At 56.2% G+C, this 6575-nt stretch carries 6 protein-coding genes; 4 read left to right on the top strand and 2 right to left on the bottom strand.

Features of this window, described 5'->3' with window-relative positions; translation table 11 throughout:
* Positions 1-395: 395 nt before the first annotated feature.
* On the top strand, positions 396-584 hold the full coding sequence (locus BS639_RS18630; protein WP_084984012.1) for a hypothetical protein: 189 nt from the start codon (positions 396-398) through the stop codon (positions 582-584).
* 388 nt (positions 585-972) lie between these two features.
* Here the strand turns inward: BS639_RS18630 and BS639_RS18625 are convergent, their stop codons facing one another.
* Both BS639_RS18625 and BS639_RS18620 read right to left on the bottom strand, forming a co-directional pair.
* Positions 973-2001, bottom strand: a complete 1029-nt coding sequence (locus BS639_RS18625) for a phage portal protein (RefSeq protein ID WP_084984011.1) — start codon at positions 1999-2001, stop codon at positions 973-975.
* Positions 2001-3764, bottom strand: a complete 1764-nt coding sequence (locus tag BS639_RS18620) for a terminase ATPase subunit family protein (RefSeq protein WP_084984010.1) — start codon at positions 3762-3764, stop codon at positions 2001-2003. Before BS639_RS18620 ends, BS639_RS18625 begins: the two co-directional genes overlap by 1 nt.
* 145 nt (positions 3765-3909) lie before the next feature.
* Here BS639_RS18620 and BS639_RS18615 point away from each other — a divergent pair, with 145 nt between their 5' ends.
* Genes BS639_RS18615 through BS639_RS18605 form a run of 3 tightly spaced genes read left to right on the top strand, consistent with a single transcriptional unit; the run spans position 3910 to position 6552 of the window.
* Complete coding sequence (locus BS639_RS18615) at positions 3910-4761, top strand: GPO family capsid scaffolding protein (protein WP_206601170.1); 852 nt, start codon at positions 3910-3912, stop codon at positions 4759-4761.
* A 60-nt stretch (positions 4762-4821) separates the two neighbouring features.
* Entirely contained in the window at positions 4822-5886 is a 1065-nt protein-coding gene (locus tag BS639_RS18610; protein WP_084984008.1) for a phage major capsid protein, P2 family, read from the top strand.
* A gap of 3 nt (positions 5887-5889) precedes the next feature.
* A complete protein-coding gene (locus tag BS639_RS18605; RefSeq protein ID WP_084984007.1) occupies positions 5890-6552 on the top strand; it encodes a phage terminase small subunit in 663 nt (220 codons plus the stop codon).
* Positions 6553-6575 lie beyond the last annotated feature (23 nt).

Genomic DNA, 6575 nt, shown 5'->3' with positions numbered 1-6575 from the left:
CATTAAATATTATGAAGTTATGTTTTGGCAGGCTAGAGTTGGAAAAGTATTTAATGAAAATTCTTTCTATACTTACTGACTAATGTGAGATTAAGGGTGATCACTTTTATCCCCGACTTACCCAAAACCGCTAGTCGATTTACTTGTAGCAATGTTCCTGGCTGATACGCTGCTTTCGAACATGCATATATCGAGAGATCCAGTCACTCAGCTTCACCAAAATTAGAATCAGGGAGCGATTTTTGGCACAGCATTAGATGCCAGTGATTGATTTTATGAGTTTCTAGACGTCGCGTAAGCTCAAGATAACGTATAGATATATGTAGAATTATTTCGCTCGCACTGGCATTATGCTGGTTATGCATACAGTATAAAAACACCAGGGAGGTAAAAAGGTGTCAGATTTAGACGAGATAGTAACGCTTGAGCGCATCAATCTGATTGCTCGGCTTTCATCGGGCTGCGAGAGCCAAAAAAACGATAAAGACATTGCTCTGATTTGGATTGCGGAGCTTTCAGGGGTAAGCATTACTGAGATTTTACAGGCCGCATTAGCGGGGAAAAGTCAGCAAAATAGCGGCTAAACCTGAGTTTTTGACCTTGCATGCATACAGCGCATGAATTTGCATGATTCGAATAGGACCGCATATCCCCTAAAGAGCCAGGCCCCGCCTGGTTTTTTTACGATCATGCAACTGCATTAAAAACGGCCTATAAAGCGGGCAGGCGCGGCGGGGAAAGTATTGCGCGCTGACCCCTGTGGACGTTCAGCGCAGACGCAGTCAGCCGCACGCAGGGGGTGGCGGCATCGAAAATCAGATTCAGGGGTGAATCGGCGTGCGCGCGTCGTGTCGTGCGTCTGAGGCGCTTTAGGTGGGGGTGTGTTTTCGGGTGAGTTAAGTTTGCGGAATGGCTAAGCGGCAGGCTGAAAAAAGCCGCCCAGATGGACGGCTCTTCGAAGGGGGGCAGGTGTTACGAGGCGTCAAGCTGGTAAGGCTGGAACTGAATCACTTCTACCCCTAACCATTGGTTGATTTCTTTCATCCGCTCCTGCATCGGTGTCAGCTCGTTGCGCACAAAGACCTTGGCAGCCTTTTCAACATCCCCGAACCCGCCCGCGTTGTCGGGAATAATCCCCATCATCTGCGGCGGCACGCGGTGCGCGCTTAACAGGTCGTCGCGGCTGGCCTTTTTGATATTGAAAAAATCGTCTTTCGTTGCCACTTCGCTAAGCGGCAAAATCTTGATGCCGTCCGCTTTGCCGTTGGGCGCGTACATGAACAGGTTGCGGAAGTTGCCCAGCCCTTTGGTGTCGCGCATAGCCTGGCGCATTTTGTCCACGTCACTGCTGCTTTGGGCCGCGTCGGTCATGTAGAGAATGTATCCGGCGTGCGCACCGTTCTGGTAATACTTGCGGCGGAACAACGTCGCCGCCTCGTTCAGCCAGGCGCTGTTTAACGCGCTGAGGTACTCCGGCAGGCCGTACAGCTCCTGGTTGATGTCCGGCTCAATCAGGTGAAACACGCTGTCTTTCTCAAATTCGTGCGCCTCCTTCCCGTATTGCGTAAACCAATACACGCCAGGCTCGGCCCCGCGTCGCGTGTATTTGGCCGGTGACGTTTCCAGGCGCAGCGGTTGTCCTAAAGCATTTCGGCGCAGCTCCGCGAAGGCATTCCCGAACACCAGATAATCCAGCGCAAACTTGCTGAATTCTTGCTGACTGAGCAGCGGGTGCGGGATGAACGTCGAGGATAAAATATTACGCTTCACGTAAATCGGCGAGCTGTGATGCACGGCGGCGCGCAGGCTGCGGGCCAGTCCGTCAAAGCTCACCGGCGGCTCATACCAGCGGCTATTTCCGATGCACTCCACGTAATCCAGAATATCCCGCTTATCCATCACCGGCGACGCGTCACCAAAGGTAAACGCCTGCGCCTGCTGTTCTGGCTGGGCGGCGGTGTGTTGCTGGGGTAAAGCCTTGCGGCCCTTGCGCTTACTCATTAGTAAAACTCCAAAATGTTCGGGCTATCGTTCCCGCTGGCGGCGGTGAGGGGTTCGTTTAACAGGGCGTGCATAATTGCCCAGGCAACGTCCGCGTGGCTGGCTTCTTCGCTGCGGCTGGCCTCGTAGGTCGAGCGGTTGCCGCTGGCGGTCATGGTTTTGCGAATGGCCATAAAGCTTTGAGTAATGTCCGTGCTGCCGGTGTCGTATTCGAGACGTCCGCTGGTGATGGTGTCTTTGGCTTTCAATACCATTGCGGTTTTGATTTCGGGGGAATATTTGATTTCACGCGCGGCAGGAAAGAACTGGCGTACCAGTTGAAACACGCCCTGACCGAGGCCGGTCGAGTCGATGCCGATGTAGTCAACGCTGTATTTTTTAGTCAGGTCTTCAATGGATTTCGCCTGCGCGGCAAAGTCCATGCCGCGCCACTGATGGCGCTCCAGTACGCGGAACTTACCGCCGTTGACCATCGGCGGCGCAATCACCGCACAGCCCGCGCTGTCGCCGGTGTGCGACGGGTCGTAGCCAATCCAGACCGGACGGTAATCGAAGGGCCGCAAAGAGTAAGGGTTGAAGTCGAGCCATTCCTCCAGGCTGTCCACCATGCAGGTTTGCAGCTCGGCGAACGGGAACACCGAGGCGGCATCGTCCACGAATTCGCACATCAGCAGATTGTCGTACTCTGCCGGACTGTATTCCATCGACAGCTGGTTAAGGTCGAACAGGTTACAGCCGCCTGACAGCGCATCCTCAACCGTCACAATCTGCCGCCACTGCCCATCGTCACACAGCACGCCTTTTGCGAGGTGGCTGTGGGTTAAATCCAGTTCAATGCGGGTCGATTTATCGCGGCGGCCCTTGTTGAACAACTCCCCCGACCAGAACGGATAGGCGCTGTGCGCCAGGCTGGAGGGTGTCGAGAAATAGGTGGTGCGCCACTTCTTGTGCAACGACATGCCCGAGGCCACTTTGCGCAGCTCCTGAAACTTCGGTATCCAAAAATATTCATCCAGGTACAGGTTGCCGGTGTAGCTCTGCGCGGTGCGCACGTTGGTGCCGAGAAAAATCAGGCGCGCCCCGTTGGGTAACACAATCGGGTCGCCTTTCAGGTCAACGTCTACCTGGCGCGCAAAGTCGATGATGTAGTTTTTAAAGACGTGCGCCTGCGCTTTACTGGCCGAGAGGAAAATCTGATTCCTGCCCGTGGTCAGCGCATCAATCAGCGCCTCCCGGGCAAAGTAAAACGTTGCGCCAATCTGTCGCGATTTGAGGATGTTGCGGATACGGTGCTCAAGTCCCGCCTTGTGCCAGCCCATTTGGTAGCCGAACGATTCCCCCAGAAAAATATCGCTTAACTTCTCCACGGCTTCTTCGCTGAACTGATTCTTTTCAACCGGCGCGCGCTCGCCCTTATTGCGGTTGCGCACGTTGGGATTGAGATCCGCCTCGTTGCCGGACTGGCTATAGCGGTTCACCCGCGCCAGGCGTTCTATCTGTCGGCCCAGCAGGTCTATTTCTTTGAAGTCCCTCCCGTCTTTTGCGTCTTTCACGATGAGTTGAATTAACCGCGCTTCCATGCTGGTTTCCACGCGGCTAATGGGCGCAATCGCGTCCCATGCGTCTCGCTTCTTCCAGCTCTGCACGGTCGGGGCTTTTTGGTTCAGCGTTTCCGCAATCTGGCGCACGGAAAAACCCTGCCAGTAAAGCAGGGCCGCTTGCCGCCTTGGGTCGCTAATGATGAGGCTCGGGGTTGTATTCATGGCAACAGGCTACCGAGGCGCGCACGCCCGCGCCCGTGGTGCGTGTTGTGTGAAAAGGCGCACAACCGGCCTTCGTTGTGGCGAGGGGGCAAGGTCTGGAAACTGGCCCTTGTCCTGAAACACTCAACGAATGGAAATCCTGTCCATGCCAAAAGTATCGAAGTTTATCCGCATCGGCGTTGCCGGTGATACCTGCGACGGCCGCGAAATCAGCGCCGCCGATATTGACCAGATGGCAGAAGGGTTTGACCCCCGCGTCTACGGCTGCCGCGTCAACCTTGAGCACTATAAGGGCCTGCTGCCCGACAGCCAGTTTAAGCGCTACGGCGACGTGACCGCACTCAAAGCTGACACCATTGACGACGATTCGGCGCTAAAGGGCAAGCGCGCACTCTATGCGCAAATCAGCCCGACCGATGACCTGGTAGCGATGGTCGGCCAGAAGCAAAAGATTTACACCTCAATGGAAATTCAGCCCAACTTTGCCAAGACCGGCAAAGCCTACCTGGTCGGCCTTGCCGTGACCGATGACCCCGCCAGCCTCGGCACCGAAATGCTCGCATTCAGCGCCAAGGCGTCCGTTAACCCGCTGGCGAGTCGCAAGGCCGACCCTGAAAACCTGTTCTCTGCCGCGACCGAAGTCGAGATGACGTTTGATGACGTGCAGGAGCCAGGCGTCACGCTGCTTTCCCGCATCAAGGGGATGTTTGCGGCGAAACAAACCACGGACGAAGCGCGCTTTGCCGATGTGCATGCGGCGGTTGAAGTGGTCGCCACCTTTGCCCAGGAACAGGTCGGGCAGGTCGAAACCAAACTGACCGCGACCGAGCAGGCGCTGACCGAGCGGCTTACCCAGATTGAACAGGCCGCCGCCGCTGACCGCACTGAGCTGGTCGAGCTGAGCAACAAGCTTGCCCACACGGACAGCGGCACTCAGGCACGACGCCCGTTCTCCAACGGCGGCAGCGGCAAAAATGAAGTGCTGACCGACTGCTGATAGCGGCTCGCTGAATACCAGGCACACCCTGAAAAACTTTGAACTAATTAGGAAATAAACATGCGTCCAGCAACCCGATTTAAATTTAATGCTTTCCTCTCCCGCCTGGCGGAATTGAACGGCGTAGACACCGGCGACCTGAATAAGAAATTCAGCGTCGAGCCGTCCGTGACCCAAACGCTGATGAACCGCGTGCAGGAGTCCTCCGAGTTTCTGACCCGCATCAATATCGTGCCGGTTGCCGAAATGAAGGGTGAAAAAATCGGCGTGGGCGTCAGCGGCTCCATTGCCAGCACCACGGACACCTCGGGCGGCGATGAGCGCGAAACGGCGGACTTTGCCTCGCTCGACAGCGAAGGCTACGAGTGCCAGCAGGTTAACTACGATTTCCACATTCGCTACAACACTATCGACCTGTGGGCGCGTTATGAAGATTTTCAGACTCGCCTTCGTGACGCGATTATCCAGCGCCAGGCGCTCGACCGCATTATGGTTGGCTTCAACGGCACAAGCCGCGCCAAAACCTCCAACCGTGCCGTTAATCCGCTGTTACAAGACGTGGCCGTGGGCTGGCTGCAGAAGTACCGCACCAATGCGCCAAAGCGCGTGATGAGCAAAATTCTGGATGAAAATGACGCGGTGGTTTCTGAAAAAATCCGCGTCGGTATAAACGGCGACTATGAAAATCTCGACGCACTGGTAATGGATGCCACCAACCACCTGATTGAGCCGTGGTATCAGGAAGACCCGGAGCTGGTTGTGATCTGCGGGCGTCAGCTGCTGGCTGACAAGTATTTTCCTATCATCAACAAAGCCCAGGCCAACACGGAAGCGCTGGCCGGAGACATGATTGTCAGCCAGAAACGCATCGGCAACCTGCCAGCCGTGCGCGTGCCGTACTTCCCTGCTAACGCACTGTTAATCACTCGTCTCGATAACCTGTCTATCTACTGGCAAGAGGGCACCAACCGCCGCATGGTCGATGAAGTGGCGAAGCGTGACCGCATCGAAAACTACGAATCAATCAATGAAGACTACGTGATCGAGGACTACGGCTGCGGCGCATTGGTTGAAAATATCCAGTTGGGTGAGTTTACAGCCGCGACCGTGCCAGCCGGAGAGTAAGCCATGTTAAGTCCTGCCCGCCGTCACTTAATGCGCCAGTCAGCGGTTGACGCCTCGCAGCAGGTATCTGGCCCGCTGCGCCACGCCAACGGCTACGAGCTGATGATGCTGAAACTCAATGAGGACAAGCGCACCCTGAAAAAAGTGCGGTCGATGGAGAAGAAGGCCGACATCAAACGGCGCTTGCTGCCCGACTATGCGCCCTGGGTGAACGGCGTCCTGAGCGAGGGGCGCGGCGCGCAAGATGCCATCCTGATGACCGTCATGATTTGGCGTCTTGATGCCGGAGACATTACCGGCGCGCTGGCTATCGCCCGCTATGCGCTGCGCTTTGGTCTGGTGCCGCCGGACAGCTACAAGCGCAACAGCACGGCCTATTTGCTGGCCGAGGACGTAGCCGAAGCGGCAACCCGCGCCTGGACGGCAAAGGACGCGGTAGACCCCGCGCCGCTGCTGGCCACGCTGGAGCTGACGAACGCAGAAGATATGCCCGACCAGGTGCGCGCCAAGCTGCACAAAATTATCGGGTATGTGCTGCGCGATGCGGGCAGGGCTTTGGAGGCGTTAGAGCATTTAAAACGGGCGCTGCAGCTGCACGACCGCTGCGGCGTCGTCAAGGATATTGAGCGGCTGGCCCGTGAGTTACGCAACAAGGCCAGCCGCTAAAAAGAATGCTCCCCGAGCAGGAC

It is taken from the genome of Rouxiella silvae (assembly GCF_002093625.1).
Taxonomy (GTDB): domain Bacteria; phylum Pseudomonadota; class Gammaproteobacteria; order Enterobacterales; family Enterobacteriaceae; genus Rouxiella; species Rouxiella silvae.
The sequence above is the reverse complement of the archived record's forward strand: the minus strand, read 5'-3'. Positions and strand labels throughout refer to the sequence as shown.

What these genes read in the sequence shown, in the direction of transcription:
- BS639_RS18625 (WP_084984011.1), bottom strand. Translation starts at nt 2,001, where the DNA reads ATGAGTAAGCGCAAGGGCCGCAAGGCTTTACCCCAGCAACACACCGCC.
- BS639_RS18620 (WP_084984010.1), bottom strand. Translation starts at nt 3,764, where the DNA reads ATGAATACAACCCCGAGCCTCATCATTAGCGACCCAAGGCGGCAAGCG.
- BS639_RS18615 (WP_206601170.1), top strand. Translation starts at nt 3,910, where the DNA reads ATGCCAAAAGTATCGAAGTTTATCCGCATCGGCGTTGCCGGTGATACC.
- BS639_RS18610 (WP_084984008.1), top strand. Translation starts at nt 4,822, where the DNA reads ATGCGTCCAGCAACCCGATTTAAATTTAATGCTTTCCTCTCCCGCCTG.
- BS639_RS18605 (WP_084984007.1), top strand. Translation starts at nt 5,890, where the DNA reads ATGTTAAGTCCTGCCCGCCGTCACTTAATGCGCCAGTCAGCGGTTGAC.